Here is a 26,085-nt window from a genome sequence, read left to right on the forward strand (position 1 = left end):
TCACATGCGGAGCTCACACCGGCGAGTTCGACGTGGTATTCGGTTCGGACTCGGCCACTGTCACCGATTCCCGAGTGGCGGGGGTGCTTTTGATGGCCAGGGCCGCCAGCGCGACGACAAGGCAGGCCGCTGCGCCGAAGAGGAAGGCGGCGGTGAAGACGAACTCACGCGCGACGGTGGTGCCCGTGATGGTGAACATCGCCAGCACTGTGGACAGCGTCGCACTCGCAATCGACGTACCGACGGTCCGCACGATCGAGTTGACGCTGTTGGCCACGCCCGTGTCCGCCGCACTGACCTCGGCCATCAACAGGTTCGGCAGGGCCGCGAACGCGAGGCTGACGAACGTGTTGATGACGATGCCTGCGGTGATCAGTTGCCAGGTGTGGTCGTGGGCAACAGCGACGAACACGAATCCGACGAGGCCGATCACCGCACCGGCGACGAGTACTCGTCGCGGCCCGAACGATCCGATGAGGCGGCCACTGATCACCGCGGCGACCACGCCCACCGCCGCGCCGGGAAGCAAGTAGACGACGCTGGCCTCGAGCACACTTGCAGAGAAGCCGTAGCCGGCGACGGCACGCGGGGTCTGCACGAAATACGAGCAGGCGAGAAAGTTCACGAACATCCCGATGCCGACGAACAGCGTGGCGATGTTGGTGGCCAACAGTGGACCGTGGGTGAGCATGCGCGGCGCGACCAGTGGTGCCTCGGTGCGCTTCTCGAAGATCCACCACAGAGCGCCCAGCAGCGCGCCTGCCACCGCGCACCCGATGGTGGCCACCGAACCCCAGCCCCACGTACGGCCCTGGGTGAGGGCGAGAAAAAGGAGTAGGAGAGTGCCCGCGAGGAGCGCCGCACCCCACCAGTCGACGGACCCGCTTCCGCTTCGTGGCCGCGAGGGCACGCCGAACCAAGCGATGGCCAGTGCGACGACCACGATGGCGACGGTGAGCCAGAACACCCGGTGGTAGTCGGCGCCGTGGGCGGTGAGCAGTCCGGTCAGTACCAGCCCGAACCCTCCGCCGACGCCCAGGGTGCCGGACAGGATGGCCATCGAACCGACGAGCGTACGAGGAGGCATCTCGTCCCGAAGGACGGCGAGCGCGATGGGAAACAGTGCATAGGACACGCCCTGCAGGACCCGGCCGACGATCAACCACAGCAGCGAGTGAGTCAGGGCTGCCAGTAGAGATCCGGCGAGGACAACGGTGAGAACACCGATCAGCACCGGACGTTTGCCGTGCAGGTCGGCGAGCCTCCCGATGACGGGGGTGGCGATGACTGCGGCGAGCAGGTTGGCCGTCAAGACCCAGCCGGCCGCGGTAGCGCTGACACCCAACTGCATGCCGATGGTGCCGACGATCGGTACGACCATCGTCTGTAGAACGGCGAGAGTCATGACGATGAAACAGAGTCCGGGCAGCAAAGTGCGGCGGGTGGACATGGAAGAGCTACCTCGTTACGTAGAGCAATCGAAAAATACCGAACGAACTAAAATGTTGAACGCACCTAAGTAATTATCGACCACGCGTCCACCCGATGCCGGCCCAGGTACGTCGGTTCGAGAAATTACTGCCCCCGGTTGGGTTTTCCGAGCGCCTTCTGCCGTAGTTCGCTGACGATCTCGTCGTTCCACACGTGCTCGCGCACCAGGCGGTAGCGCTCCCGGCTCATCCACAGATAGGCCTCGGCATCGGTGCAGTCCTCGAGAATCTCGGCCGCCCGCACCATCCGGACCACCGGCAGATACTCCTCACCGAACCAGCGCCGGGCGACGGTACCGCGGTCGACGAATTCGCCGACCTCCTGCATCAATCGGAATCCCCACGCCTCCACGGACTCGCTCAATTGTGCGTAATCGAACGGATCGGTGACCTGTACCGCCTCGCGCGCGCGTCCCGCCAGGGGCACCCGGCTCAAGAAGATGCGGCGATGATCCTTGATCAACAGGTCACCGCGCCGAGTGATGCCCTCGGGCGAGATGCGCGTGATGATTTCGGTGACGACGGCATCGATGGATGTTCGATGCATGGCGAACGCGATCGACACGCGATGATGGCCGTCGACGACGAAGTGCATGCCGCCGATGCGATAGACCTGGATCGGCGGCATTGCTTCGCCGCGTCGTTGAGCGGCCGCCAGTCGTTGCCAACGTTCGCGGATTCGCGCCGACGTCGGACGGAAGAAACGATCGAAATCGCGAGTGCGATCGACACTTCCGACGATGGTCTCGACGCGAATGACCTGCAGACCCAGATGGCGTTCGCCCACCTTGCCGAGGGCGGCGACCACCTCGTCGAACGGCAGGATGGTGTTGACGTCGTCGGGCTGACGCCGGAGCCATCCGACCAGCCGTGCGACGTCGGCGCGTCGGCGTTGGCGGGTGAAGTCGTTCTCCGCGTCGGCGGCCGGAAAGCCGGTGTCACGTGCCATGCCTGCGCCTCACGATCCTCGGTGTCTCGAATTCCGTTCTCTGCCCGCCCGGTTCGACCTCGAGCAGGGTGTATCCGACGGTGTTGATCACTGCTGCGCCGTGCAGGGTGAGATCTTCGGGGGTGGTGCCGTGCGGATGAATGTGGCCGTGCAACAACAACTGTGGGGACAATTGGCGGGTCACCTCGTCGAGGCAGTCGAAACCGATGTGGGCGGGGTCGGTCTCGTCGCCGACGCCGAGCGGGGGACTGTGGGTCAGCAGAATGTCCAGGGGCCGAGAGTCTCTGCGCACAGTGCGATGCCACGCGAACGTTCGAGTCAGCGTGCGTGAGCGCCGACGCTGTTGCCGCTGGGTCCACTGATTTGGCCCACCGTTGTAGCGGATGGAACCGCCGAGACCGGCGATCCGAAGGCCGGCCGCGGACACGATGCGGCGGTCGGCGTTGACGGCACCGACGGGCCCGGGCCAGGTGGTGGGGAGCCCTGCACGCATCCACCCCGCACGTCCGGCGGAGTAGCCGGTGAGGTCCGCGTCGTGGTTGCCGGGCACGAACACGCACGGCGCGTTCAAGGTATCGGTGAGGTATTCGAGGTAGTCGAACGGAAGGTCGCCCGCGCCGAGAATCAGATCGACTCCGAGCGACTTCACCTGCGGACTCCACAGGGATTCGATCGTTTCGTCGGACACTGCGAGAACGGAGACCACGGGTACGACGGTACCCACCTCCGGTGCGGTGGCACCTCCGAACGGACTTCCCGGGCACCGGTGGTGTTGGATGGGATAGGTGAGCGAGAGTGTCATTACCGCAGTACGCGCACATCTGGTGACCGAGATCGGCGACGACAACCCGTCGTCCGCGTCCGTGACGTTCCTCGGTCTGGAGTCGTTGGACGTGCTGCGATTCGCGGCGGACTCCGAGGTGGTGCGGTACGTCAGCCTCGGCTGCTCGCGTCATCCGATGGCCGACCCCAATGACATGGTCGCCGACCCGTCCCGTGGCCCTCGCGCCGAACTGGTACTCACCCTTCGCGGTGGGGCCGGGGTGGCGTCGGGCGTCCACAAGAGCCTGGCCGTGCTTGCCGCCTCGCCGGCGGTGGAGGGCGTCGTACTGGTGGAGGATGCTCTCCTCGATCTCGGTGAGCCGCTGTGGACGAACGCGCCGTTCACGGCCGTACTGCTCGGGCCGAGCGACATCGCGGATCTGCCGCTGCCCGAGCCCTACGACCCGGTGCACTTCTTCGCCGCAGTTCCTTTGACCGGGACCGAGGCCGCCTGGGTCCGGTTACGCGGAGCCGACGCGCTGCGTGAGGCCTGGGCCGAGGCCGGCATCGACGTCCGCGACCCGAATCGTTCCGCCGCCAGTCTCTGACGGTCTGTCAGCGCGCGTAGGACGCCAATTCCGGTTCTGCAGCAACCGAATCTTCCTCGAAGTGGCGTTGTGTGTCCGCGAAATAGTTCGACCCCGCAGCTCCCGATCCTCGCGTGGGGCGCAGATTGGGCATCGTGACGGTGAAGCACAGATTCCGCGAAATGCGCCCGCGGACTGCAGGTCCGTCGTGGTCGAGTGCGTCGAGGACGATGTTGTACGCGACGTTGTCGCCGAGGATGCCGAAGTGTTCCACCGGCCGCAGCGGACAGACGTCCTGCACGGCGATGTTGGCGGCACCGCGCAGGGTGCTCGCACGAGGCTGCGGATAGATCAGTTCGTCGAATCGCGTGAAGATCGAGGTGTAGCTGGGGCCCACCGGCAGAGGGCGGGCGGCCAGTGCGGTGAGGAAGTTCGATCCGGTGGCGATCTGCCAGTTCGCCGGTGGGCACTCTTGCGAGTCGTCGCAGCCGTTGCGGGCCGAATCGGTGCCGTTGTACGGGGTGGCGAGAGAGATGACATCCGATACCAGCGCAGGCAGGTCCGGCCAGAACGTCAGCGCCCAGAGTTCGTCCAAGGGGCCGTGCTGGTGGCCCATCATGACCACCTTGCGGCCACTGTCGGCGGCCATCGTCCGAACTGCGTGCACCACGTACTGCGCCGAGATCTGCAGGTCTCCGTAGCCCTCGTCGGGAAACGACAGGCTGCACACCGGGATTCCGACGGCAGGCAAGGACTGCAGGTAGTTCCAGCCGAACGACTGCTGGTCGGTGGCGAACGCCGGGGTGAGCAGAACCGGATCGCGGGTGGCGTCGTGCAGATCCGCGGTGCAGGTGAGTGCCTTGTCGAGATCGGCCTGCGCGACGGTCAGCGGTGGGCCGGCGGGATCGGTGAGAACGGGCTGAGCCGACGCGGTTCCAGCGGCGGACGAGCAGATCACGGCGACGGCCACAGCCGATACCAGCGAGCGGATTTTCATCGATCCCTTCCGGAGAACAGTGCAGGGCTACTGCAGTCTCATCCGGGTAGAACCGATGGGCGCCTCACCCGCCGGGGGTCGGGGCAATCACCAGTGACCATCTGCTGACGTTGGACGATGTCCAACTGTCGAACGCGGCTGCTACAGCCAGTCGTTCTTGTGGAACGTCCTCCACAATCCGATGCACACGCAGGCGACGATCGCGGCGATCAGGTGGTACCCGTAGGTCCAGTGCAGCTCGGGCATGTTGTCGAAGTTCATCCCGTAGATGCCCGCGACCATGGTCGGCACCGCGGCGATCGCCACCCAGGCCGAGATCTTGCGCATGTCCAGGTTCTGCTGCATCGTCACCCGGGCCAACGCGGCGTCGACCAGAGAACTGAGGACCTCGTCGTACTCGGAGATGCGCTCGGCGACGGTGGTGTGGTGGTCCTGTACGTCGCGTAGATACCGTCGCACCGCCTTGGGCACGCTCGGCTCCTGGACCAGGCGAGCCAACGGCGTCGACAGCGGCGTCACCGACCGGCGCAGTTCGACGACCTCGCGCTTGAGCAGATAGATGTTCTCGATGGGCACGTGATGGTGCGGGGAGAACACTTCCTCTTCCATGCCGTCGACGTCCCGCTCGATGGACTCGGTCACCGCCAGGTACTCGTCGACGACGTGATCGGCGACCGCGTGCAGCACCGCGGACGGGCCGAGTGCGAGCTGTTCCGGGTTCGCTTCCAGGCGCTGCCGCACCCCGGCCAACCCCGAATGTTCACCGTGCCGAACGGTAATGACGAAGTCGCTGCCGACCATCACCATGATCTCCCCGCTCTCGACAATCTCGTTGGCGGTCGTGACCGACTCGTGCTCGACGTACTTCACCGTGCGCAGCACCAAGAATGCGACGTCGTCGTAGCGTTCGAGTTTCGGTCTCTGGTGTGCGTGGACGGTGTCCTCGACCATCAACTCGTGCAACCCGTAGCACTGCGCGATCGCGTTCATCTGATGGTCGTCGGGCGCGTGCAGGCCTACCCACACGAACCCCTCGCCGCGCGCACGAACCTCTGCGATGGCCGAGGTGTGGGTGAATCTTCCGGGCAATCGTGAGCCGTGCACGTACACCGCGCAGTCGACGATCGCGCGGGCCGTGGGCACCGGAATTCTCGGCCCCGCGTCGGGTGCGGCCTTGGGTCCTCGTCGATGCAGCGACGGTAGCGACGGGCGAGGTGGAAGGGACGGCATGGCGGGCAATCGTACGCCAGCAAAACGACGAGACGGCGAGCCTGGAACACTGTCGAGGTGCTCATCGATCTCCATACCCACTCGACGGCGTCCGACGGTACCGACAGCCCGGCCGAGCTGGTTCGTGCCGCGTCGGCGGCGGGACTGTCGGTGGTGGCGCTGACCGACCACGACACCACCTCGGGCTGGGACGAAGCGGCCGCCGCCGTTCCTCCCGGTCTCACGCTCGTACGAGGTATGGAACTCTCGTGCACCGGACGCGGCGAGGACGGCGAACCGGTTCCTGTACACCTGCTCGCGTACCTCTTCGACCCCGAGAACGAAGCGTTCGCGGCCGAGCGTGCGCGGCTGCGCGGCGAACGGGTGACGAGGTTGCGAGCCATCGCCGAGAAGATGGCGGCCGACGGTCTGCCGATCGATCCCGACGCAGTGTTGGCCTCGGCCGGGGCCGCAGCCGGACGTCCCCATCTCGGCCGCGCGCTGATCGATGCCGGGTACGTCCCGGATATGAACGCGGCGTTCGCCGGTCCGTTGGCGACCAGCGGCAAGTACTACGTGGAGAAGGTGGACACTCCGCTCGAGGCCGCGGTGCAGATGATCGCGGCGGCCGGCGGGGTCAGCGTGCTCGCCCATGCTCGGGCTCGCGCGCGTGGCCGGATCCTCGACCTGGACCAGATTCGAGAACTGACGCCGTTGGGGCTGGGCGGAGTGGAGGTGCATCACATGGATCACTCGCCGCAGGACACGGTGGTGATGGCCGTTCTCGCCGCAGAACTGGATCTGATCGTGACCGGATCCTCCGATTACCACGGGACCAACAAGACCGTGAAACTGGGCGAATACTCCACGGCCCCAGAGCAATACGATCGAATCGTTGCGGCGGCTCGCTCATGACATTCGACGTGACGCTGTACCTGACCGTGCTGATCACCCTGTTCGTCATCATGGACCCGCCCGGCGCGATTCCGGTGTTTCTGTCCCTGGTCGGCCGCAAGAGCAAGGAAGCTCGAAACAAGGCCGCGTGGCAGGCACCCGCCGTCTCGCTGACCGTCATCTCGGTGTTCGCCATCGGCGGCCAGGCAATTCTGAGCTACCTGCACATCGGCATCCCGGCTCTTCAGGGCGCGGGCGGATTACTGCTGTTGCTCATCGCGCTGTCGCTGCTCACCGGCAAAGGTGCGGGCGGAGATTCCGCGGCCGAGGACGTCAACGTGGCCCTGGTGCCGCTCGGGACTCCGCTGATGGCAGGCCCCGGTGCCATCGCCGCGGTGATCGTCTACGTCAGCCAGGCCGACGGTGATGCGAGCTCGCTGCTGGCGATTGCGTTGGGCATCATCACTATTCACGTGCTGTTCTTCCTGATTCTGCGATTCTCCACGGTCCTGATCCGCCTCCTCGGTGAAGGTGGCATCTCGCTGCTGGCACGCATCGCCGGTTTGTTGCTCGCCGCCATCGCGGTGCAATTGATCGCGGACTCGGTCCGCGGATTCGTGGCCGGCGGATGAACGGCGCCGGAGCGGGGCTCCGATTCCTACGCGGGCTCAGCGGAGTCGTCACCGCCGGGCTGGTAGTCCTGGCGATCGGTGTCGCCGTCACGCAATATCTCGGGCAGTCCCGCGGTTTCCCGGGACCGGGCGGACTGTCGGTCGGTGCGCACATCGCCGCCGCCGTGGTGGCCGTCGTCGCCCAGCGCATCGCAGATCATCGGCGCGGGTTCACCGCGTTCGTCGGTGCGCTCGTCGTCTTCGGCGTCACGGCCCTGGTGCTGTGGACGCAATGGTGGCAGTAGTGACCGGGGTGGCAGTGAGGACCGGGGCGGCAGCACGGTCCGGGGTCTGCATCTGACTCTGTGGTCAGTTGTAGCAGCGGTGTGGCACACTGGGGCCACCGATCGGGCTACAGCCCGTCGCTGATCGTGTCGGCACACCCACCGCACGTGCGAGACACGCTTTCGGCAGTCTGCAGCCAGCACTGGCGCACTCCGAGCGTTGTCCATTCCCAGAACCACTCACTTCGTTGACATGCGTCGCCTTGCTGGTCGAGGCCGACAGTGCGAGGAGCTTTCACCGTGACGGCAGTCGAAGACACCACAGCATCGGATTCAGCACCGGCAGTACAGGCCGGGATCACCGACGAGGAGATCTTCGCCGGGCATCTCGGCGGAAAGCTGTCGGTGGAGTTGGCGGCCCCGCTCGAAACCCAGCGTGATCTGTCCATCGCCTACACCCCCGGGGTGGCTCAGGTCAGCCGCGCAATTGCCGCCGACCCGTCGCTCGCCAAGCGTTACACCTGGACCGATCGGCTCGTCGCGGTCATCTCCGACGGTTCCGCGGTGCTCGGCCTGGGCGACATCGGCCCTCGGGCGTCGCTGCCGGTGATGGAAGGCAAAGCGGCACTGTTCAAGAAGTTCGCCGGTCTGGACTCCATCCCGATCGTCCTCGATACCAACGACGTCGACGAGATCGTCGAAACGATCGTGCGGTTGCGGCACAGTTTCGGTGCGGTGAACCTCGAGGACATCTCGGCTCCGCGCTGCTTCGAGATCGAACGACGCGTCGTCGAGGCGCTCGACTGCCCGGTGATGCACGACGATCAGCACGGCACTGCCATCGTCGTCCTGGCCGCGCTGACCGGTGCCACCCGAGTGCAGGGCAGAGACTTGGCCGGGCTTCGAGTGGTCGTGTCCGGTGCGGGCGCTGCGGGTGTGGCGTGCGCCAACATCCTGCTCGCAGCCGGAATCTCCGATGTCGTGGTGCTCGATTCCAAGGGCATCATCTCGGCGGGTCGCGGCGACCTCGGCGCCGTCAAGGCCGATCTGGCCGCCCGCACCAACCCGCGGGGCATCAGTGGGGGACCGGGCGATGCTCTGGCCGGGGCCGACGTGTTCCTCGGTCTGTCCGCGGGCAAGGTCGACGAGGGCTACATCGCCTCGATGGCCCCGCAGGCCATCGTGTTCGCGCTGTCGAACCCCGATCCGGAGATCCACCCGGAGGTGGCGAGAAAGTACGCCGCCATCGTCGCGACCGGACGCAGCGACTTCCCGAACCAGATCAACAATGTTCTCGCCTTCCCCGGTGTGTTCAAGGGCGCGCTCGACGCGGGCGCTCGCCGGATCACCGAAGGCATGAAGCTCGCCGCTGCCGAGGCAATCCTCTCGGTTCTCGGCGACGAGTTGGCTGCGGACAAGATCGTGCCCAGCCCACTCGATCCTCGTGTCGCCCCGGCCGTTGCGGACGCAGTTGCGGCAGCAGCGCGAGCCGAGGGCGTCGCGTAGGAAAACGAAAAAACACCGGCGAACCCTGCCCTACCCGGGCCGGTGGTTCGCCGGTGTCTTTCGTTCGAAGGGTTTCTGTGCGCGCGGGTCAGACCTTCGCCGAATCAGACCTTCGCCAGTCCGGTCGGCATCCGCCGCAGCCGGCCGGTTCCCGGGACCGATGTCCACACTGCAAGGGCGAGTAGACCGTCGATGACCAGGGTCAGCACGGCCACCAGGATCGCTCCGACCAGAACCCGTCCGTAGTCGTACAACGCCAGGCCGTCGAAGATGTAGCGGCCGAGTCCGCCGAGGTTGACGTAGGCCGCGATGGTCGCGGTGGCGATGATCTGCAGGGTGGTGTTGCGGAGCCCACCGAGAATCAGGGGGAGCGCATTCGGGATCTCGACCCGAAACAACACCTGGGTTTCCGTCATGCCCATGGCGCGGGCGGCGTCCACCACGTTCGCGTCGACGTTGGCGATACCGGAGTACGTGCCGGCCAGTAGCGGCGGAATGCCGAGCAACACCAGTGCGATGATCGGCGGCACCAGCCCCAACCCGATCACCAGAACGAGGAACACCAGGATGCCGAGGGTGGGCAGCGAACGCAGTGCGTTGACCAGGCCCACGATCACGGCTTCGCCGCGTCGTAGATGACCGATCAGCAGGCCGATGGGTACGGCGATCACGGCGGAGACCAGTACCGCCAGCAGGCTGTACCACATGTGCTCGATCAGCCGAGCGCCGATTCCCGTTGGGCCGGACCAATTTCCGCTGTCAATGATGTACGAGAACGCCTCGGAGAACAGATTCATGCGCGTGCCTTCTTCTTCGACGGGCCCGTGCCGAGGCGCGTCCACGGGGTCAGTCGACGGCCCAGGAGGAACAGGGCGGCGTCGAACACCAACGCCAGGAACACGATCGAGATGATGCCCGCGAATATCTGATCGGGGTAGTCACGCTGATAGCCCTGCGTGAACAGCTGACCGAGACCGCCGATACCGATCACCGAGCCCACCGAGACCAATGAGATGTTCGTGACCGCGACGACCCGGATGTTGGCGATGAGCACCGGAAGTGCCAGTGGCAGTTCGACGGTCACTGCCCGGCGCAGAGTCGAATATCCCATGGCCTGGGCGGAATCGACGACGGCGAACGGTACCGAGTCGAGTGCCTCGGGTACGGCGCGCACCAGCAGTGCGGTCGAGTAGACCGCCAGAGCGATCACGACGTTCAGTGGGTCGAGAACGGGAAGACCGACCACTGCGGGGATGGTGACGAACAGTGCCAACGACGGAAGGGTGAACGCAATGCTGGCCACCGTCAACGTTATTCGACGAACCCAACGGGTGTTGCGAATGACGGTGCCCAGCGGAATGGCGATCAACAGTCCGACGAACAGCGGTACCAGCGAGAGGTACAGGTGCGTCTTCGTGTAGCCGAGAACGACATCGAAATTGTCGAACAGCCAGGTCACCGGTCTGCGTCCCCGGCCGTGCGGAAGTGGTGCCGGTTGCGTTCCGAGTCCTCGGACTTGCGTTGTGCAGCAAGGTTTTCGAGTATCTCGGCACCGTCGACACTGCCGACTGCCGCGCCGGAAGAGTCGACCGCAACGCCGATGCCCGACGGCGAGGAGATCGCGGAATCGAGTGCCTGCCGCAGGTCACCACCCTCGAGGAACAGCGACCCACCCGCAGCCGTGCTCTCGTCGATACTCTTGCCGTCGCGCACTTTCTCGACGCCGGTCGTATCGATCCAGCCGAGCGGACGCCGCTGCGAGTCGACCACCAGTACCCACTGACCCTGGTCGAGTCGGAGACTGCTGACCTCGTCCTGCGTGGCCGTCTCGATCGGGTGCATCGTCACCGATTGCGCAGACCGAAACGACAGGCCTCGGTAGCCGCGGTCACGGCCGACGAAACCGGCCACGAACGGGGTGGCAGGTGCCGCCAGTACCGTCTCGGGCTTGTCGTACTGCTGCAGTCGGCCCTGTGGTCCGAAGACCGCGATGTGATCACCGAGCCGGACGGCTTCGTCGATGTCGTGGGTGACGAAGACGATCGTCTTCTTCAGATCGGCCTGCAGTCGCAGCATCTCCGTCTGCAGTTCTTCACGAACCACGGGGTCCACCGCGCTGAAGGGCTCGTCCATCAGCAGGATGGGCGGGTCGGCGGCCAGCGCTCGCGCCACGCCCACTCGCTGTTGCTGCCCACCCGACAACTGCGCCGGGTAACGCGAGGCGAACGCCGGGTCCAGGCCGACACGCTCGAGCACGTCGAGTGCAGCTTTGCGTGCTGCGCGACGAGATTCGCCGTTGAGCACGGGCACGGTGGCGACGTTGTCGACGACAGTGCGATGGGGAAGCAACCCGGCGCTCTGGATGACGTAGCCGATGCCTCGGCGCAGTTTCACGGCATCGTTGTCGGCGATGTTGCGACCGTCCACCGTGATCACGCCCGAGGTAGGGGTGATCATGCGGTTGATCATGCGCATCGACGTGGTTTTGCCGCAGCCGGACGGCCCCACGAACACGGTGAACGAGTGTGGCTCGATCACCAGGTCCAGGGAGTCGACTGCCGTGGTGCCGTCCGGATAGGTCTTGTTGACGTGCTCGAAGGTGATCATCAGCTGACCGGCTGGTCCAGGCCCTTCTCCTTGACCCAGGCTGCTGCTGCTGCCGCGGGCTCGACCTTCTCGTCACCGGACACCGAGGTGTTCAGCGCGATCAGCTCGTCGGTGGTGATCTGCGCCGAGACGGCGTCGAGAACCTGGGTGAGCTTGTCGGACTGCTTGGCCGTACGCAGCACCGGAATGACGTTCTGGGCCGCGAAGTTGTTCTCCGGGTCCTCGAGCACCACCAGGTCGTTCTGCGCGATCGCAGGCGAGGTGGTGAAGATGTCCGCGGCAACGACCTGTCCGGAGACCAGAGCCTCGACGGTGGCGGGGCCGCCTCCGTCCGAGATCGGGATGTAGTTGCCGGCCGAGATGTCCAGGCCGTACTTGTCGCGCAGACCGGGCAGGCCGCCGACGCGCTCCTGGAATTCCGGAGTACCGGCGAAGGTGACGTCCGAGGAGAACGGCGCGAGGTCGCCGACCGTCGTGAGGTTGCGCTCGGTGGCGGTCTTGCGGGTGACGACGACGGCGTCCTTGTCCTCGCCGGGTGCCTGGGCCGTCACCGTCAGGTCGTCGCCGAGTGCGGCGGGCAGTGCCGCCAGCACGTCGTCGGAGGAGGTGGCGGTCGCGGACTCGTCCAAGTACTGGAGCAGGTTTCCGGTGTAGTCGGGAATCATGTCGATCGACCCGTCCCGCACCGCGGGGATGTAGGCCTCACGGCTGCCGATGTTCAGCTTGGTGGTCACCTCGAAACCGTTGGCGCGCAGCGCCTCGGCGTAGACATTGGCCACGGTCTCGGATTCGGGGAAGTTCGCGGAGCCGATGATGATCGAGTTGGTGTCGCTGTTGGTTTCGCCGCCACCGCTGGACAGCGGATCCGAATTTCCGCCGCAGGCGGTCAGGGCGGTGACCGAGAGAGCGAGTGCGGCAACGGCTGCCACAGCCCTCGGAGCGGAGAACGCACGCGTGATTCGGGAGGTGGTCATGGTGTCCTTCCATCGGTTCGGGCACAGTCCTACCCATGGCTGCCGATCGGCCCCCGGGGGCATCGGAAGAACCAGTACTCGGGCTGCTCGGGATGGTAGTCGAAATCAGCGTGCCCATAAGGTTGGTTCGACTACCGTCTCGTTCGCACTAGTGCCCCGCCGTCGGGATCGGTAAACCCAATGGGCAGTGAACAGGAGGAAATACAGTGCGTTCGTCGGTGCTGACCACCGCTGTGGTGATGTCGATCGCCTGGCTCCTCGGCGGCTGCAGTACCGCCGAGTCGACCGCGCCCGCTCCTGGACCAGTCGTCGTCGGAGCCGGCAGTTCGGACGTCTCCCGGTTGCTCGCGCACATCTATGCCGGTGGCCTTCGATCGACCGGGGCCGACGTCTCGGTCGAGGAAAATCTGGGTGATCGGTCCGAGTACCTCGCGGCCCTCGACCGCGGTGAGGTGACGATGATTCCCGACCTGACCGGCGACCTACTGCGGACCTTCGACACCTCGGCCGCGGCAACCGAGGCCGAGGACGTGTTCACGGAACTCAACCGCTCACTGCCCGCCGGACTGTCGGTGGGGGATTACGCGACGGCCGAGGATCGGATCGCGATCGCGGTGGAGTCGGGCAGTGAATCCGGCGACGAGACCGTGACGGAGTTCCTGGGTCGCGAGGAGAGGACCGTGGGAATCGTGGACGGTGAGCTCGATCCGATGGACGTGGTGCCTGTCTTCACATCGAAGCGGGTCCCCACGTTCTCCGGCGCGTCGGTCACCGATGTCACCCCGTATGCCGACGCGCAGGCCGCCGTCGACGGGGTGAACGCCGGGGAGGTCGACGTTCTCGCGATCCGCACCGCGTCGTTCGGTCCGCTCGCGAAAGATCTGACGACTCTGGCCGACGACGACCACGTTTATTCGGCACAGAACGTCGTTCCGCTGTACCGCAACGGGGTGCTCGGTGAGAACGCGCTGAGGTCGTTCTCGGTGGTGGCGGGGGAGCTGACGACTGCGGACCTCGCCGACATGATCGGAGAGGTCCGCAGTGGTGCCGCGTCAGGCGATGTCGCTGGCCGCTGGCTCGGTGAGCACAACCTGTGAGTCATCGTTCTTCGAGGCCCTGACCTTGCGGCCCAGATACCCGCCCATGTGCTGGACGGCCTGGGCTGCTTCACGCAGGATCGACGCCTGCAGGTGAGCAACATGCCAGAGCTTCTTGTATTCGACGTGCTCCAGCTCCACGCCGGACAGGCGCAGCTTGTCCGCGAATGCGGTGATCTGTGCGTACAGGACTTCGTCGGTGCCCACGTGCATGACGATCGGCGGCAGCCCGTCCAGGTTTCCCAGGAGTGGCGCGAAGCCCTGATCCAGCGGATCGCCCGCACCCAGATACGCGTCGGCCGAGCTGTACGACCAGCCGGTGTTGACCACCATGTCGCGGTCCTTGGCAGCGTCGCGGGCACCGGGATCGACCCACGGCGAGATCAGGCCCAGGGCGGCCGGGCTGGTCCCGTCGTCCACCAGTCGGCGGGCAGTGGCCACCGTCAGCCCACCGCCCGCGGAATCACCCGCGATGGCGATGCGGTCGGCCGTGAATCCGTGGGATCGGACCAGCTCACGGAACGCGGCCACCGCGTCGTCGAGTGCGGCCGGGTACGGGTTCTCCGGGGCCAACCGGTAATCGAGCACGTAGACCGCACTGGCCGATTCCCGGGCCAGATGCGCAGCCAATGATCGGTGCGTGTTGATCGATCCGATCGTGTACGCGCCGCCGTGCAGATACAGAATCGCTGTGTTGCGTTCGGTCGCGCCGACGGTGACGCGCTCGGCTGTGCGGCCCGCGAGCGTCATCTTCTGCGAGACCGTTCCGTGCGGCAGCGTCTGAGCCGGAGCCGCGGCCTCGAGAAGGGCCCGCTGCGCCGGGAAAGACAGGCGCGGGTTGAGCGCGAGGCGGTAGAACGGCTTGAGTGCTGCCGCAACGATCGGCAGGGGTACGTAAAAGGCCTTCACGACGCCACCCGCCTACTTCTTCGTGCGTGGCATGGCACGCTTGGAGACTGCGGCGATCAGACCCTGGTAACGCGAACCGGTGATGCGCTGCAGCAGGTCCAGCGCAATGGCGTCGGAACCGATGAGCACGCGCCCCCTGCCCTTCTCGACGCCCTTGAGGATGGTCTTGGCCGCGTCGAGCGGGGTGGTCTTGGCCAGTTTGGCGTCGAAGAATTTCGCCACGTCGGCCTGGTCGAAGTTCTCGGCGACGGTGGCGTTGCGGGCGATCGCGGTCTTGATTCCGCCGGGGTGCACCACGGTGACCTTCACCGGTGCCTTCGAGATCAGCATTTCCATCCGTAGCGACTCGCTGAACCCGCGGACGGCGAACTTCGCAGCGTTGTACGCGGACTGCGACGGCATTGCCAGTAGGCCGAAGAGGCTGGAGATGTTGATGATGTGGCCGTCGCCGGAGGCTTTGATGTGCGGCAGAAATGCCTTGGTGCCGTTGACGACTCCCCAGAAGTCGACGTCGACGATGCGCTCGATGTCCTTGAACGAGGACTTGTCGACATCACCGTGGTACGCGATACCGGCGTTGTTGTAGATCTGGTTGACCTTGCCGAAGTGCGCGACGACGGCCTCGGCGTAGTCCAGAACCGTCTCACGCTGGGAGACATCCAAGAAATCGGACTTGACCTCGGCACCCAATGCCTCGGCCCGTCGCACTGTCTCGTCCAGCCCTGTGGTGTCGACGTCGGACAGTGCCAACTTCGCTCCGCGTCCGGCCAGCTCGAGGGCCAGAGCCCGGCCGATGCCCGAGCCTGCGCCGGTGACGACGGCTACCTTGCCTGTGAATGTGCTCATCGAGCGACCGCCTTGTCTGTGCTGTTGCCGGCGGTGTTCGCCGAAATTCCGGAAGTGAGGTCTGCAGAGGCGACGCTACGGTACGCGTCGAGATCGAACTGCTTGGTGATTCTGCGGAACTCGAAGGTGAAGCCGGGCCACAGTGTCGTGTTGTTGCCGTGCTTGTCGAGGTACCAGCTGGCGCACCCGCCGTTCATCCACACACTCTTGGAGAGCTGATCCTGCAGGGTGACGTTGTACTCGTCCTGCACGTCCTTGCGTACTTCGATGGTGCCGATGTCGTGCCTGTCGATGGTGTTCAACGCGTCGACCAGGTAGTTGATCTGCGATTCGATCATGAACACCATCGAGGTGTGCCCGAGGCCGGTGTTGGGGCCCACCAGGAAGAACATGTTGGGGAAGTTCGCGACAGCCGCGCCCTTGTAGCCCTGCTGGCCACCTTCTTCGAAGGTCTGCGCCAACGTGCGGCCGTCCTTGCCGGTGATGCCCTGGTAGGCGGGGGAGTCGGTGACGTGGAAGCCGGTGGCGACGACGAGTGCGTCGATCGGCCGCTCGGTGCCGTCCTTGGTCACGATGGATCCCGCGCGGACCTCCGCGATGCCGTCGGTGACGAGATCGACGTTGCTCTGGGCGAGCGCGGGGTAGTACGCGTTCGAGATCAGCATGCGCTTGCAGCCGATGCGGAAGTTCGGCGTCACCTTGGCGCGCAGCGCCTTGTCCTTGATCTGGGTGCGCAGGTGGTTCTGCGATGCCCACTGCAGGGGCTTCATGAACGCCTGGTTCTTCGCGAGTCCGACGACCTGGGTCTCACGCATCGCGTAGATGCCGGCGCGAGAGAGGCGCTGAAAGCCGGGAACGTGCTTGAAGGCGAAGCGCTCGAGCTTGGTGTACGGGCGATCGGCACGTGGGAGGATCCACGGCGCGGTGCGCTGGTAGACGTCGAGGTGCTTCACCTTGCCGGCGATGGCCGGCACGATCTGAATCGCCGACGCGCCGGTGCCGATGACGGCAACGCGCTTGCCTGCCAGCGAGACATCGTGATTCCACTGAGCGGAGTGGAAGACGTCGCCCTCGAAGTCCTGGATGCCCTTGATGTCGGGCAGATTCGGCTCACACAGTGCGCCGACGGCCGACACGACGATCTTCGCGGTGTAGTCGCCCGAGGTGGTCTTCACGTCCCAGCGGTTGGTCTCGGCGTTCCAGCGAGCCGATGTCACATCGGTACCGAACACGTGCTTGTCCATGACGCCGTACTTGCGCGCCACCCCGGAGATGTACTTCTGGATCTCGGGCTGAGTGGAGAAGGAGCGAGTCCAGTCCGGGTTCAGTGCGAACGAGTACGAGTACAGGTGCGAGGGCACGTCGCAGGCGGCACCGGGGTAGGTGTTGTCGCGCCAGGTGCCGCCGACGTCGTGGCCGCGTTCGATGACGACGAAGTCCTTCTTGCCTGCCTTCGTCAGCTTGATCGCGGCACCGAGGCCGGCGAATCCGCTACCGATGATCAGCGTATCGACGTGACGCGGCGCCGTTGCACGGTCAGAAGTGTCTGTTACGGGAAGACTCATGTAGGGGAGCGTAGAAGCTTATTGAGTGTGAGTCAATAGTTATTGACTAACATTCAGTAGGGTGGTTGCATGGCGTTCGTGAACAGCCCCGGCGCGACGACGAAGAGGACCAGGCTCAGTCCCGAGCAACGCCGAGCTCAACTGATCGAGCTCGGTACCGAGATGCTCGCCGACCGGCCACTGGAACAGATCTCGGTCGAGGACATCGCAGACCAAGCAGGTGTCTCGCGAGGACTACTGTTCCACTACTTCTCGTCCAAGCAGGAGTTTCACCTCGAAATAGTTCGCGAGGCCTCCCGGTCGATGATCGAGCGCACCGCTCCCGACCCCGACCTCGAACCCTTCGAAATCCTCCGCGACTCCATCGCCAACTACGTCGACTACGTCACCGAGAAACGCGACACTTTCATCTCCCTGCTTCGCGGAACCGCGAGCGGAGACCCCTCGATGCGCGAGGTGTTCGAGCAGACCCGCACCACGATGGCCGAGCGCACCCTCGTCCAACTCGCCGGCCTCGACATGGACGTGACCCCCACCATCGACCTCGCCGTGCGCGGTTGGATCGCCTTCGTGGAGGAAGCGACCATCACCTGGCTCCGGGACCCACACATCAGCCGCGACGAACTCATCGACCTCAATGTCAACGCCCTACCTGCCGTCGCACTGGCTCCGGGCATGATCTCCGCACTCCTGGGCGGTGACGCGGACGCCTGAGTTCGTCCGCTCGTCCGCGCCCGCCTGCCCTGGTTGGGATCAATGCGCCTTTGTTGCAGTCTGACCGACTGAATCTTGCATTCATCCGATGTGCCGCCGTGGCCCCGGTCGAATGAATGCGACTCTGTTGCACTCTGAGCGACTGAATCCCACATTGATCCACACTCCGGGGGAGCCCAACCCGGGGACCCAGCAAGGACAACAGCGGCCCAACCTCCGAAGAAGTGGGCCGCTGTTGTTACCGAACGTGACTAGTCTTCGCCGACCTTGTTGAAGGCCTCGTCGATGATTTCGAGCTGCTCGACGGCGTGCACCTTGCTCGATCCCGAGGACGGGGCGGACATGGCGCGACGGGAGATGCGCTTGATGCCGACCAGCTTCTCGGGCATGAGCTCGGGCAGTGCGAGTCCGAAGAACGGCCATGCACCCTGGTTCGCAGGCTCTTCCTGAACCCAACGGAATTCCGTTGCGTTCGGGTAGCTCTCGAGTGCTTCCCGGATCCGGCGGACCGGCACGGGGTACAGCTGCTCGACGCGGACGATCGCGACGTCGTCGCGGTTGTCCTTCTGCTTGCGAGCGAGGAGCTCGTAGTAGAGCTTGCCGCTGACCATCAGCACGCGCTTGACCTTGCTGCGGTCGCCGGTGCCGGTGTCGTAGGTGGGCTCGTCGAACACCGAGTGGAACTTGCCGTCGGTGAAGTCCTCGATGTTGCTCACTGCAGCCTTGTTGCGCAGCATCGACTTCGGGGTGAAGACGATCAGCGGGCGACGGATTCCGTCACGCGCATGCCGACGCAGCAGGTGGAAGTAGTTGGCAGGAGTCGAGGGGAGCGCGACGGTCATCGAGCCCTCGGCGCACAGCGTCAGGAAGCGTTCGATGCGTCCGGACGTGTGGTCGGGTCCCTGACCCTCGTGGCCGTGCGGCAGCAGCAGCACGACGTCGGAGAGCTGGCCCCACTTGGCTTCACCGGAGGAGATGAACTCGTCGATGATGGACTGAGCGCCGTTGACGAAGTCGCCGAACTGCGCTTCCCACATCACCAGCGCCTCCGGGTTGCCCACGGAGTAGCCGTACTCGAAGCCGACGGCCGCGAACTCGCTCAGTGCGGAGTCGTAGACCATGAACTTGCCGGGGTTGTCGCTGCCGATGTTCTGCAGCGGGGTGTACTCGGCACCGGTCTTGCGGTCGATGATCACCGAGTGTCGCTGGGTGAACGTGCCGCGGCGCGTGTCCTGGCCGGAGAAACGGATGTTGCGTCCCTCGTCCACCAACGATCCCAAGGCCAACAGCTCGCCGAAGGCCCAGTCGACCTTGCCCTCGTGCGCCATCTCGCGACGCTTCTCGAGCACCGGCTTGACGCGTGGGTGCACGTTGAAGCCGTCGGGAACGTCGAGGTGCGCATCGCCGATGCGGTGCAGAACGGCCTTGTCGACGGCCGTGGTGAGCTTGGCCGGCAACTGCTGGTCGAGCTCGACCGACTCGCTGGGCTCCGGGGTGTACTTCTCGAGTTCGCGCACCTCGTTGAAGACGCGTTCGAGCTGTCCCTGGTAGTCGCGGAGAGCGTCCTCGGCTTCCTTGAGCGAGATGTCGCCGCGGCCGATGAGCGATTCGGTGTAGCTCTTGCGGACGCTGCGCTTGGTGTCGATCACGTCGTACATGGCCGGCTGGGTCATCGACGGGTCGTCGCCCTCGTTGTGACCGCGACGGCGGTAGCAGATCATGTCGATGACGACGTCCTTGTGGAACTTTTGACGGAAGTCCACCGCCAACTGAGCGACCCAGGCGCAGGCCTCGGGGTCGTCGCCGTTGACGTGGAAGATCGGCGCAGCGATCATCTTGGCCACATCGGTGCAGTACTCGGACGAACGCGAGAACTCGGGCGACGTGGTGAAGCCGACCTGGTTGTTGACGACGATGTGGACGGTGCCGCCGGTGCGGTAGCCGCGCAGATCGGACAGGTTCAGCGTTTCCGCGACGACACCCTGGCCGGCGAAGGCCGCGTCACCGTGGAGCATCAGCGGCAGAACGGAGTAGCCGCCCTGGCCGGTGCCCTTGTCCAGCAGGTCCTGCTTGGCCCGGACGAGGCCTTCCAGAACAGGGTCGACGGCTTCGAGGTGCGACGGGTTCGCAGTGAGCGAGACCTTGATGTCGTTGTCGCCGAACATCTGGATGTACGTGCCCTCGGCACCGAGGTGGTACTTCACGTCACCGGAGCCGTGTGCGGCGGCCGGGTTCATGTTGCCCTCGAACTCGGTGAAGATCTTCGAGTAGGGCTTGCCGACGATGTTGGCCAGCACGTTCAGGCGACCGCGGTGCGGCATACCGATGACGACCTCGTCGAGGGCGTACTCGGCGCTCTGGTCGATGACTGAATCCATCATCGGGATGACCGACTCGGCACCTTCGAGCGAGAAGCGCTTCTGGCCGACGTACTTGGTCTGCAGGAACGTCTCGAAGGCCTCGGCGGCGTTGAGCTTGCTGAGGATGTACTTCTGTTGCGCCACAGTCGGTTTGACGTGCTTGGCCTCGACGCGCTCCTGCAGCCACGAGACCTGCTCGGTCTCGAGGATGTGGGTGTACTCGACGCCGACGTGGCGGCAGTACGAGTCGCGCAGGACGCTGAGCACGTCGCGCAGCTTCATCTTGTCCTTGCCGTGGAATCCGCCGACCTTGAATTCTCGGTCGAGGTCCCACAGCGTCAGGTCGTGGCTGATCACGTCGAGGTCCGGATGCATCCGGAACTTGTCCTTGGTGAACTGCAACGGGTCCGTGTCGGCCATCAGGTGACCGCGGTTGCGGTAAGCCGCGATGAGCTCGAGCACGCGGGTGTTCTTGTCGACCGTGCCCTCGGGCAGATCCTTGCGCCAGCGGATGGGCTCGTACGGGATCTTGAGCGAATGGAACAGCTCGTCGTAGAACTCGTCGCTGATCAGCAGGTTGTGGATCGTCTTGAGGAAGTCACCCGACTCGGCACCCTGGATGATGCGGTGGTCGTATGTCGAGGTCAGCGTCATGAGCTTGCCGACGCCGAACTCGGCGAGACGCTCGTCGCTGGCACCCTGGAATTCCGCCGGGTACTCCATAGCGCCGGCACCGATGATGGCACCCTGGCCGTTCATCAGACGCGGCACCGAGTGCACGGTTCCGATTCCGCCGGGGTTGGTCAGCGAGATGGTGACGCCCTGGAAGTCCTCGCCGGTGAGCTTGCCGTCACGCGCGCGACGAACGATGTCCTCGTATGCGTTGTAGAACTGCGTGAAGGTGAAGTCCTGCGTGTTCTTGATGGCAGCGACGACGAGCGAGCGGTTGCCGTCCTTGCCGGGCAGATCGATTGCCAGACCGAGGTTGATCGCGGCCGGAGTGACGGCGTTCGGCTTGCCGTCGACCTCGGCGAAGTGGCGGTTCATGTTGGGAAACGCCTTGACGGCCTGCACGATGGCGTACCCGAGCAGGTGCGTGAACGAGATCTTGCCGCCGCGCGTGCGAGCGAGGTGGTTGTTGATGACGAGACGGTTGTCCACCATCAACTTCGCCGGAATCGCACGAACACTGGTTGCGGTCGGAATCTGCAACGAGGCGGACATGTTCTTCGCGACCGCTGCTGCTGCGCCGCGCAGGATCTTGCTCGACTCCTCGCCGAACTCCGCGGCAGCGGGGGCGGACTTCGCCGGAGCGGCCTTCTTCTCGGCCGGCTTGGCGGCTGCAGGCTTCGAGGGGGCGGCCTTGGGAGCGTCGGCTTTGGGAGCGTCGGCTTTCGGGGCAGCGGCCTTGGGAGCAGTGTCCTTGGGAGCCGTGTCCTTCTGCGGAGCCGAGGCGGGCTTGGCGGGAGGCGCGGGTGCTGCGGGGGGAGCGGACTTGGCCGAACTACCGTTCGAGGCTGCGCCGTTGCCGTTACCGGACGCACCGTTCGAGCTGCTGGTGGCTTCGTCGGTCACTGCATCGGGGTCGTAACCGGTGAGGAACTCGTGCCAGCTCGCGTCGACGGAGGAAGGGTCTTGCTTGAATCGCTGGTACATCTCGTCGACCAGCCATTGATTTTGTCCGAATTGGGTAGTAGAGCTGCTGCTCACGGCAGTAGTTCGCCTCGTTTCTGTCTTCGTTCCCGTTCAGCGCGCGTACATGTCCAGGCTAGACCTTTGGTCGAGCTCGCGTGCGTCCGGGACGTAGCTGTGATATGTACTCACCGGTAACCATCGGCCTCGTTGTCGATGACTCCGTGGACTATCGAATTATTCCCCCGGTTCGTTTCGGCCGCAGTCCACAACCGAGCGTAGAAACCACCCTGGGCGCGAAGTTCCGAATGTCGTCCGGTTTCCACGATACGTCCGCCGTCCACCACGACGATCAGATCTGCTCGCGCGGCGGTCGCCAACCGGTGCGCGACGACCACTGCCGTGCGGGTGCGGACGACGGCATCGCTGGCTGCGAGCACGGTGCGTTCGGTTGCCGGATCGAGTGTGGCGGTGGCCTCGTCGAGAAGAAGTAGATCGGGGTCGACCAATTCGGCCCGCGCCAGAGCGATCAGTTGCCGTTGGCCTGCCGAGAGTCCTTGGCCGCGCTCGCCGACGGGCTGGTTCATACCGCCGCGAAGTGCAGCGATGGTGCTCAGCGCACCCACCGAGCGAGCCGCGTTCTCGATGTCGAGGCGGCTGGCGTCGGGTCTGCCGTACGCGATGTTCGACGCCACGGTTCCGGTGAACAGGTGCGCTTCCTGCGGTACGACGCCGAGCCGCTGCCGATAGTCCGACAGTCGGTAGTCGCGCAGATCGTTGCCGCCGACGCGCACCGATCCGGAGGTCGGGTCGTAGAACCTGGCCAGCAGTTTCACGACCGTGGATTTGCCCGCTCCGGTGCGCCCGACCAACGCGACGGTGGTGCCGGCGGGGATGGTGAGAGATACCTCACTGAGCGCGTCGGAGTGAGCCCCCGCATAACGAAAACCGACGTCGACGAGATCGATATCGGCGCGTAGACGTCCGCCGGGAAGCGTTGTCGGGTGCGCGGTGGTGGCGGTTTCGATCGAGCTGGTGGTGCGCAGCAGATCGCCGATGCGCCCGACGCCGACGCGCGCCTGCTGGTAACCGTCGAACACCTGTGAGAGCTGTTGAATCGGCCCGAACAGCAGCCCGAGGTAGAGCACGAAGGCCACCAGGGTGCCGGCGGTGGTGGTTCCCGTTGCGATCTGATGGGCACCGACGAACACGACGACGGCCAGGGAGATGTCGGACAGCAACGTGATGAGCGGAAAGAACACCGAGATCGCCGTCTGCGATCGCATTCGGCTCGCACGGTATCTGTTGGAGCGTTCGGCGAACCGGGACGCGGCGTACTCCTCACGCCGGTAGGCCTGGGCCGCGCGCAGACCGGTGACGTTCTCCTGGAAGTCGGCGTTGACGATCGAGATCCGCTCGCGGGAGGTCGAGTACGCCGCCGAGGAAATCCGGCGAAAGATCACCGTGGCCACCGCGAGAGGTGGGACGACGGCCAGAGCCACCAGGCCGAGGGCAGCGTCGGTGACGAGCAGCGCGGCCGCGATGCCGACGACGGTCAGCATGCTCACCACTGCAGTCGATGCGCCGGTCTGGATGAACGACGAGAGCGCGTCGACGTCGGTGGTCATCCGGGTCATGATGCGACCCGACAGCTCCCGTTCGTAGTAGTCCAGGCCCAGTCGCTGGATGTGCGCGTAGCTGCGAACGCGAAGTCCGAACAGCACCCGCTCGCCCGCCCTCGCGGTGATGATCGTCGTCCAGCAGACGACGAACCAGCTCGCGGCCGCCAAGGCGACGCCGATGGACGTGGCTGTCCAGAGGGTGTTCGAGTCTCCGCGCGCGACCCCGCTGTCCACTGCGTAGCGCACGAGTGACGGAAAGGCGATGGAGGCCATGGAGTCGAGTGCCAACAGCACGACCACCGCGGCGAGCAACATCCGGACCGGCCCGAGCAACCTCGACAACCGGAAACCCGGATCGGGTCGACGGAGCTCGGCTCCCGACGCCCCCGGGTCCTCGGTTGCCGGAGGCAAAGCCGCAACGGCCGCGGAAATGGCGGGCGTGGGCGCGAGCGAGCCGAATGCCCCCGCCATCGCGGTTCCGTGACCGCCTCCTCCGGCTGTGGACGGTACGGCGGTGCCGGACTCCGCCGACGAGTGCGGTGCGGTCTCGGGCCACAGCGTCTCGGACGAGGGGTTCACCACCGGATTCGAATCGGCACGTGTGCTTGCGCCACCGGCCGTCTCGGTGGGGGTCTCGTCGTCACCGTCGGCCAGCAGTGCGCGGAACAACGGACACCGTCGGTCGAGTTCGTCGACGGTTCCGGTGTCGATGATGCGGCCGTTGTCGAGTACGGCGACGCGGTCGGCCAGCGTCAGGGTCGAGCGGCGGTGAGCGAGGACGAGGGTCGCGCGCGTTCGGACGCCGCGCAATGCGTCGAATATCGCGGCCTCGGTCTCGGCGTCGACGGCGGAGGTGGCGTCGTCGAGAATGAGAATCCGCGGTTCGACGAGCAGGGCACGCGCCAGAGCGATGCGTTGACGTTGGCCTCCGGAGAGGGTGAGCCCGCGTTCGCCGACCATGCTGTCGTAGCCCTCGGGGAGCGCCTCGATGAAGGGGGCGGCCTGCGCCAGGCGTGCTGCGTTCTCGATCTCGTCGATACCGGCGTCGGGTCTGCCGAGTGCGATGTTGGCGGCGATGGTGTCCGAGAACAGGAACGGTTCGTCGAACACCAGCGATACGGCCTCGCGCAGCGCCGCGCTGTCGAGGTCGGCGATGTCGATGGACGTCCCGCTCGACGTCAACGAGATCCGTCCCTGCGACGGGCGGTAGAACCGAGGAAGCAGTAGGGCGAGCGCGGTCTTGCCCGACCCGGCGTGTCCGACGACGGCGACGGTCTCCCCGGGGGCGATGGTCAGGTTCAGATCGGTGAGGACGTCCCGCTCGGTTTCGAAGCCGAAGGTGACGTCGGAGATTCGAATCCCCAGGGGGCCGTCCGGCAGGGGAACGGGGTGCGCCGGTTCTGCAGCGGTCGGTTCGGAGTCGACGACCTCGTAGACGCGTTCGACGGCCGCGCGGGAAAGCTGGGCCATGATGACCACGGACGAGACGGTGCGGGTGACGGCGGACAGTGTGGCGACGTAGGTCGCGAACGCGAGGAAAGTGCCGATGGTGATGTGGCCCTGCAGTGCGAGGTAGCCACCGAGGGCGATGACTCCGACGAGACCGAGTTGCGGGATGGTGGCCATCGTCGGCGCGAACCTGGAGTTGATCTTCGCCGAGCGCATGCGTTCGGCGAACAACGTCCGGCCGAGGTCTTCGATGCGATCGACCGCTCGAGCTTCTTGCCCGAAGCCCTTGACCACTCGAACTCCGGTGACGGTCTCCTCGACGTGCTGCGCCAGATCGGCCGCACGCTGTTGAGCAGACCAGGTGGCGGCGAAGAGGGTCGGCCGCATTCGGTAGACGACGATGCTCACCGCGGGCACGATCAGAACCGCGACGACGGTGAGCAGCGGCGAGAGATACGCCATCACGAGCAGAGCGAGGACGAACTGAAGGATCGCTCCGGCCGAGAGCGGCACCATTGCCAGTAGGCCCTGGACCAGTTGTAGGTCGGTGATCGATCTCGACACCACCTGGCCGGTACGGATCTCGTCCTGTTTGCGACCGTCCAGCCGCTGCAGCGAGGCGAGCAGATCCAGGCGTAGATCGTGCTGGACGTCGATCGAGAGCCGGCCGGCGAGCATGCGCCTGCCGAACTGGCAGGCGAATCGCACCAGACCCAACAGTGCGATGGCGATCGCGACCGTGAGGATCACGTCGCCTCTGCCAGCGGTCGCGTCGTCGATCGCCACTCTGGTGAGCAGCGGGAACGAGATGTCGATGACCGCGGCGATCATGGTCACACCCAGGGCACCGAGCGCGGTGCGACGGTGCAGCAGGCACTGCGCTGTCAAACGACGGATCCAGCCTCGCGGAGCGGCTCCGTCACTCGGCTCGACGGGCTCGGCGAGGGTGCCGTCGTTCGCCGCGTCGCGATCCATTGTCGCGCTGCGGTTCGTCACCGAATTACTGTGTGCCATCGGTTCA

General features: G+C 65.4%; 21 protein-coding genes. 7 read left to right on the forward strand and 14 right to left on the reverse strand.

What is annotated here, in order from left to right:
- Positions 1 to 13 precede the first annotated feature (13 nt).
- From ACFI9K_RS14850 to ACFI9K_RS14860, 3 genes are all read right to left on the reverse strand, one after another.
- A complete protein-coding gene (locus ACFI9K_RS14850; RefSeq protein ID WP_462664197.1) occupies positions 14 to 1,450 on the reverse strand; it encodes an MFS transporter in 1,437 nt (478 codons plus the stop codon).
- 125 nt (positions 1,451 to 1,575) lie between these two features.
- Positions 1,576 to 2,439: a chromosome partitioning protein ParB gene (locus tag ACFI9K_RS14855; protein WP_462664198.1), complete on the reverse strand. Its 864-nt coding sequence runs from the start codon at positions 2,437 to 2,439 to the stop codon at positions 1,576 to 1,578.
- On the reverse strand, positions 2,429 to 3,145 hold the full coding sequence (locus ACFI9K_RS14860; protein ID WP_222093618.1) for a metallophosphoesterase: 717 nt from the start codon (positions 3,143 to 3,145) through the stop codon (positions 2,429 to 2,431). The genes ACFI9K_RS14855 and ACFI9K_RS14860 overlap by 11 nt, the downstream gene beginning before the upstream one ends.
- Positions 3,146 to 3,224: 79 nt before the next feature.
- Between ACFI9K_RS14860 and ACFI9K_RS14865 the strand changes: the two genes are divergently transcribed.
- Positions 3,225 to 3,809, forward strand: coding sequence for a suppressor of fused domain protein (locus ACFI9K_RS14865; RefSeq protein WP_462664199.1), 585 nt, complete (start codon positions 3,225 to 3,227; stop codon positions 3,807 to 3,809).
- Between the two features lie 7 nt (positions 3,810 to 3,816).
- Here the strand turns inward: ACFI9K_RS14865 and ACFI9K_RS14870 are convergent, their stop codons facing one another.
- Entirely contained in the window at positions 3,817 to 4,785 is a 969-nt protein-coding gene (locus ACFI9K_RS14870) for an esterase/lipase family protein (protein ID WP_462664200.1), read from the reverse strand.
- A gap of 141 nt (positions 4,786 to 4,926) precedes the next feature.
- On the reverse strand, positions 4,927 to 6,015 hold the full coding sequence (locus tag ACFI9K_RS14875) for a magnesium and cobalt transport protein CorA (protein ID WP_462664201.1): 1,089 nt from the start codon (positions 6,013 to 6,015) through the stop codon (positions 4,927 to 4,929).
- Positions 6,016 to 6,072: 57 nt separating this feature from the next.
- Here ACFI9K_RS14875 and ACFI9K_RS14880 point away from each other — a divergent pair, with 57 nt between their 5' ends.
- The 4 genes from ACFI9K_RS14880 (at position 6,073) to ACFI9K_RS14895 (ending at position 9,289) form a co-directional block, all read left to right on the forward strand.
- Complete coding sequence (locus ACFI9K_RS14880) at positions 6,073 to 6,909, forward strand: PHP domain-containing protein (RefSeq protein ID WP_462664202.1); 837 nt, start codon at positions 6,073 to 6,075, stop codon at positions 6,907 to 6,909.
- Positions 6,906 to 7,520 carry a MarC family protein gene (locus ACFI9K_RS14885; protein ID WP_462664203.1) on the forward strand — a complete coding sequence of 205 codons (615 nt, stop codon included), beginning with the start codon at positions 6,906 to 6,908 and terminating at the stop codon, positions 7,518 to 7,520. The genes ACFI9K_RS14880 and ACFI9K_RS14885 overlap by 4 nt, the downstream gene beginning before the upstream one ends.
- Positions 7,517 to 7,804, forward strand: a complete 288-nt coding sequence (locus tag ACFI9K_RS14890; RefSeq protein ID WP_462664204.1) for a hypothetical protein — start codon at positions 7,517 to 7,519, stop codon at positions 7,802 to 7,804. The genes ACFI9K_RS14885 and ACFI9K_RS14890 overlap by 4 nt, the downstream gene beginning before the upstream one ends.
- A gap of 279 nt (positions 7,805 to 8,083) precedes the next feature.
- Positions 8,084 to 9,289 (forward strand): NAD(P)-dependent malic enzyme, encoded by a 1,206-nt coding sequence (locus tag ACFI9K_RS14895; RefSeq protein ID WP_462664205.1) that lies wholly within the window; start codon positions 8,084 to 8,086, stop codon positions 9,287 to 9,289.
- A 104-nt stretch (positions 9,290 to 9,393) separates the two neighbouring features.
- On the opposite strand, the gene ACFI9K_RS14900 is transcribed toward ACFI9K_RS14895, so the two are convergent.
- The 4 genes from ACFI9K_RS14900 to ACFI9K_RS14915 are packed head-to-tail and all read right to left on the reverse strand — an operon-like array spanning position 9,394 to position 12,870.
- Entirely contained in the window at positions 9,394 to 10,086 is a 693-nt protein-coding gene (locus ACFI9K_RS14900; RefSeq protein WP_462664206.1) for an ABC transporter permease, read from the reverse strand.
- Positions 10,083 to 10,748, reverse strand: coding sequence for an ABC transporter permease (locus ACFI9K_RS14905; RefSeq protein WP_462664207.1), 666 nt, complete (start codon positions 10,746 to 10,748; stop codon positions 10,083 to 10,085). The genes ACFI9K_RS14900 and ACFI9K_RS14905 overlap by 4 nt, the downstream gene beginning before the upstream one ends.
- Positions 10,745 to 11,896, reverse strand: a complete 1,152-nt coding sequence (locus tag ACFI9K_RS14910; RefSeq protein WP_462664208.1) for an ABC transporter ATP-binding protein — start codon at positions 11,894 to 11,896, stop codon at positions 10,745 to 10,747. Before ACFI9K_RS14910 ends, ACFI9K_RS14905 begins: the two co-directional genes overlap by 4 nt.
- Entirely contained in the window at positions 11,896 to 12,870 is a 975-nt protein-coding gene (locus ACFI9K_RS14915; protein ID WP_462664209.1) for an ABC transporter substrate-binding protein, read from the reverse strand. Before ACFI9K_RS14915 ends, ACFI9K_RS14910 begins: the two co-directional genes overlap by 1 nt.
- Before the next feature lie 206 nt (positions 12,871 to 13,076).
- Between ACFI9K_RS14915 and ACFI9K_RS14920 the strand changes: the two genes are divergently transcribed.
- Positions 13,077 to 13,967, forward strand: coding sequence for a glycine betaine ABC transporter substrate-binding protein (locus ACFI9K_RS14920; RefSeq protein WP_462664210.1), 891 nt, complete (start codon positions 13,077 to 13,079; stop codon positions 13,965 to 13,967).
- Here the strand turns inward: ACFI9K_RS14920 and ACFI9K_RS14925 are convergent.
- Genes ACFI9K_RS14925 through ACFI9K_RS14935 form a run of 3 tightly spaced genes read right to left on the reverse strand, consistent with a single transcriptional unit; the run spans position 13,923 to position 17,287 of the window.
- Positions 13,923 to 14,876, reverse strand: coding sequence for an alpha/beta hydrolase (locus tag ACFI9K_RS14925; protein WP_462664211.1), 954 nt, complete (start codon positions 14,874 to 14,876; stop codon positions 13,923 to 13,925). The genes ACFI9K_RS14920 and ACFI9K_RS14925 overlap by 45 nt on opposite strands.
- A gap of 12 nt (positions 14,877 to 14,888) precedes the next feature.
- Positions 14,889 to 15,722: an SDR family NAD(P)-dependent oxidoreductase gene (locus ACFI9K_RS14930; protein ID WP_462664212.1), complete on the reverse strand. Its 834-nt coding sequence runs from the start codon at positions 15,720 to 15,722 to the stop codon at positions 14,889 to 14,891.
- Positions 15,719 to 17,287: a flavin-containing monooxygenase gene (locus ACFI9K_RS14935; RefSeq protein ID WP_462664213.1), complete on the reverse strand. Its 1,569-nt coding sequence runs from the start codon at positions 17,285 to 17,287 to the stop codon at positions 15,719 to 15,721. The genes ACFI9K_RS14930 and ACFI9K_RS14935 overlap by 4 nt, the downstream gene beginning before the upstream one ends.
- 69 nt (positions 17,288 to 17,356) lie before the next feature.
- On the opposite strand from ACFI9K_RS14935, the gene ACFI9K_RS14940 reads away from it, so the two are divergent.
- The gene (locus tag ACFI9K_RS14940) at positions 17,357 to 18,001 is read left to right on the forward strand and encodes a TetR/AcrR family transcriptional regulator (protein ID WP_222093604.1); all 645 of its coding nucleotides are present in this window, start codon (positions 17,357 to 17,359) and stop codon (positions 17,999 to 18,001) included.
- 251 nt (positions 18,002 to 18,252) lie between these two features.
- Here ACFI9K_RS14940 and ACFI9K_RS14945 read toward each other — a convergent pair whose 3' ends face one another.
- Both ACFI9K_RS14945 and ACFI9K_RS14950 read right to left on the reverse strand, forming a co-directional pair.
- A complete protein-coding gene (locus tag ACFI9K_RS14945) occupies positions 18,253 to 22,071 on the reverse strand; it encodes a multifunctional oxoglutarate decarboxylase/oxoglutarate dehydrogenase thiamine pyrophosphate-binding subunit/dihydrolipoyllysine-residue succinyltransferase subunit (RefSeq protein WP_462664214.1) in 3,819 nt (1,272 codons plus the stop codon).
- A 110-nt stretch (positions 22,072 to 22,181) separates the two neighbouring features.
- Positions 22,182 to 26,039, reverse strand: coding sequence for an ABC transporter ATP-binding protein (locus ACFI9K_RS14950; protein ID WP_462664283.1), 3,858 nt, complete (start codon positions 26,037 to 26,039; stop codon positions 22,182 to 22,184).
- Positions 26,040 to 26,085: the final 46 nt, after the last annotated feature.

The sequence above is a fragment of the Rhodococcus sp. PSi06 genome, from assembly GCF_054960675.1.

Excerpts from the sequence above, each read along its gene's own strand:
- ACFI9K_RS14850 (WP_462664197.1), bottom strand. The coding sequence starts at position 1,450 with ATGTCCACCCGCCGCACTTTGCTGCCCGGACTCTGTTTCATCGTCATG.
- ACFI9K_RS14855 (WP_462664198.1), bottom strand. The coding sequence starts at position 2,439 with ATGGCACGTGACACCGGCTTTCCGGCCGCCGACGCGGAGAACGACTTC.
- ACFI9K_RS14870 (WP_462664200.1), bottom strand. The coding sequence starts at position 4,785 with ATGAAAATCCGCTCGCTGGTATCGGCTGTGGCCGTCGCCGTGATCTGC.
- ACFI9K_RS14875 (WP_462664201.1), bottom strand. The coding sequence starts at position 6,015 with ATGCCGTCCCTTCCACCTCGCCCGTCGCTACCGTCGCTGCATCGACGA.
- ACFI9K_RS14885 (WP_462664203.1), top strand. The coding sequence starts at position 6,906 with ATGACATTCGACGTGACGCTGTACCTGACCGTGCTGATCACCCTGTTC.
- ACFI9K_RS14890 (WP_462664204.1), top strand. The coding sequence starts at position 7,517 with ATGAACGGCGCCGGAGCGGGGCTCCGATTCCTACGCGGGCTCAGCGGA.
- ACFI9K_RS14900 (WP_462664206.1), bottom strand. The coding sequence starts at position 10,086 with ATGAATCTGTTCTCCGAGGCGTTCTCGTACATCATTGACAGCGGAAAT.
- ACFI9K_RS14910 (WP_462664208.1), bottom strand. The coding sequence starts at position 11,896 with ATGATCACCTTCGAGCACGTCAACAAGACCTATCCGGACGGCACCACG.
- ACFI9K_RS14915 (WP_462664209.1), bottom strand. The coding sequence starts at position 12,870 with ATGACCACCTCCCGAATCACGCGTGCGTTCTCCGCTCCGAGGGCTGTG.
- ACFI9K_RS14930 (WP_462664212.1), bottom strand. The coding sequence starts at position 15,722 with ATGAGCACATTCACAGGCAAGGTAGCCGTCGTCACCGGCGCAGGCTCG.
- ACFI9K_RS14935 (WP_462664213.1), bottom strand. The coding sequence starts at position 17,287 with ATGAGTCTTCCCGTAACAGACACTTCTGACCGTGCAACGGCGCCGCGT.
- ACFI9K_RS14940 (WP_222093604.1), top strand. The coding sequence starts at position 17,357 with ATGGCGTTCGTGAACAGCCCCGGCGCGACGACGAAGAGGACCAGGCTC.
- ACFI9K_RS14950 (WP_462664283.1), bottom strand. The coding sequence starts at position 26,039 with ATGGATCGCGACGCGGCGAACGACGGCACCCTCGCCGAGCCCGTCGAG.